This is a genomic window from Thiococcus pfennigii, from assembly GCF_016583835.1.
Classification (GTDB): domain Bacteria; phylum Pseudomonadota; class Gammaproteobacteria; order Chromatiales; family Chromatiaceae; genus Thiococcus; species Thiococcus pfennigii.
In genome coordinates, this window is record NZ_NRRW01000124.1 from 1 (window position 1) to 2,005 (window position 2,005).

A 2,005-nucleotide genomic window follows, 5' to 3' on the forward strand; every position below is an offset into this window, starting at 1 on the left:
GCCTGTTCCTCGGCCTCGCGGCGGGCACGCTCGGCGGCCTCGGCGGCGATGCGCTGCTCGCGCTGCTCGCGCTCGAGACGCTCGCGCTCCGCGCGCTCGGCCTCCGCCTTGGCCGCGGCGGCTTCGCGCTCGCGGACGCGCTCCAGCCGGCAGCCCAGCTCATACAGCGTCGCGGCCTTGGTCCGCTTGGCCTCGTCGGCGAACTCGGCGTAGTCCTCGCCGATCTCGGCGGTCTCCAGCTCGGCGATGCGCTCGGCGAGAGTCGCGGAGTCCGTAAACGGATCGTCCGGCGGCATGGCGCCCAGGGCGTCAATGCGGGCCCGGATGGCGGCCTGGCGGGCGGCCTCGGCCTGCTCGTAGGCGGTCAGTGGCGCCCGGACCTCGGCCTTGAGGGCGTCGAGGCGGTCGCGGATGAGCCGGCGCTTGGCGTCGACCTCGCCGGCGCGCCGCTTCAGCTCGGCCACGTGGTCCTTGCCGAGCCCGTCGAGGAAGGTCTTGGAGCGGGCGACCTTGTTGGCGAGGCTGGCCAGGGCGCGGCGGCCTTTGCCGGTGCTGGCGTCGGGCACGATGGCGCGGGCCGCGCCCTCGACCTCGGCGACGATGCGCTCCACGGCCTCGGCGTCCCCGTCGAACAGCTCGGCGGCCGTCAGGGTCTGGATGCGGGCTGGCAGGGTCTGGGTCTCGGCCATGGTGTCACCTCCGGTGCGGCGTGCGGCCGCGTTGGGCGCCCGCGGTGCCAGCCGCGGGCGCAAAGGGGCGTCTCAGGCGGCCTCGCTCGCCTGCGTGTCCGCCAGCTCCGCCTGGCGTTGGGCGCAGAAGGGCGCGACGGCACAGTAGCCGGCGCAGCGCACGGCCTCGCCCGGGCGGGCCTCGACGTAGCCGTCCGGCGTCGCGGCGGCGAGCGCGTGGGCCTCGGCGGCGCGCTCGAAGACCCGCAGCGCGGTCTTGCGCCCGGGCTTGCGCACCGCGTAGGTGTCCGGGCGCGCCCAGCGCTCCTCGGGCGTGCACTCGGGCAGCGGGCGGCCCTCGGCGGCGGCGGCCTCGGCGGCCTGGTGGAGCCGGACCCGGCCGATCAGGTAGGACTCGGCCTCCTCCAGCGTCCAGAGCCCCACCGGCAGGACCCGGACCTGGTGCCGCGGGTAGCCGCCGCCGGCCCGCGCCTTGCCACGGCTCCAGTCGCGCAGGATGGCGACGATCTCGAGCGTGCGGGTCGGCGGGTAGCCGTTGGCGTGCAGCAGCCAGCGCAGCGCGTTGAGCTGGGCGACCCATTCCTCCTTCGGGCCGTCCTGGCAGGCCCAGACCGACGTGAACTTGTAGTCCTGCAGGCGCCCGTCGGGGAGCACGACGAGGCGATCGAGCTGCCCGGAGATGCGCCAGCCGGCGACGTCGGCGAAGAGGCGCCGCTCGGCGATGGCCGTGTTCTCGGCCCGCTCCAAGATGCCGTGACCGATCTGCCCGACCAGCGCCCAAATCCGGTCGGCGGCATCCTCCTCGATCGCCTCGTCGTGGCGGCGCTCGAGGATGCGGATCTGCGGCGGGCCGATCAGGCGCGTGAGCGAGATGTCGCACGGGCCGGCGTCGTAGGGGTCGCGGCGGATCGCCTCGACGATGGCCTCGGGCAGGTTGGCGTGGTTGGTGATGCGCATGGAATCCTCCCGCCCGGCGCGGGGCCGGGCTCTATCCGTGGATGGTTCGGTCAGCCGAACGCGCTGGCCTGCGGCGCCCCGCCCGCCTCGGTCTCGATGGCGATGCGCTCGGCGAACGCCTCCAGGCGGTCATCGAGCTGCTGGTACTGGAGGACGTCGAGGTCGGGGAAGTGCTCCACCCCGAGCGCCCGGCTCATCCAGCGCTTGACCCGCGCCCGGTCCAGGCCCAGCTCGTTGATGCGCGCCTCCAGGCGCCGATGCTGGGCCTCGGAGATGCGCGGGGGCGCGGCGCCGTTGCCGCCGCTGGTGTTGGGTGCCCCCCTTTCGCCGCGCGGGGCTCCGGGGCCGGAGTGGGGGGC

The 2,005-nt window shown here is 75.3% G+C and carries 2 protein-coding genes and 1 pseudogene; all 3 read right to left on the reverse strand.

What is annotated here, in order from left to right; genetic code table 11:
- On the reverse strand, positions 1 to 689 hold a 689-nt coding region (locus CKO41_RS18975), incomplete at its 3' end, for a hypothetical protein (protein ID WP_200383271.1).
- A 72-nt stretch (positions 690 to 761) separates the two neighbouring features.
- Positions 762 to 1,646, reverse strand: coding sequence for a PD-(D/E)XK nuclease family protein (locus CKO41_RS18135; protein WP_200383272.1), 885 nt, complete (start codon positions 1,644 to 1,646; stop codon positions 762 to 764).
- Between the two features lie 50 nt (positions 1,647 to 1,696).
- Positions 1,697 to 2,005, reverse strand: a pseudogene (locus tag CKO41_RS18140) (hypothetical protein); the annotation flags it as partial.

What these genes read in the sequence shown, in the direction of transcription:
- CKO41_RS18135 (WP_200383272.1), bottom strand. Translation starts at nt 1,646, where the DNA reads ATGCGCATCACCAACCACGCCAACCTGCCCGAGGCCATCGTCGAGGCG.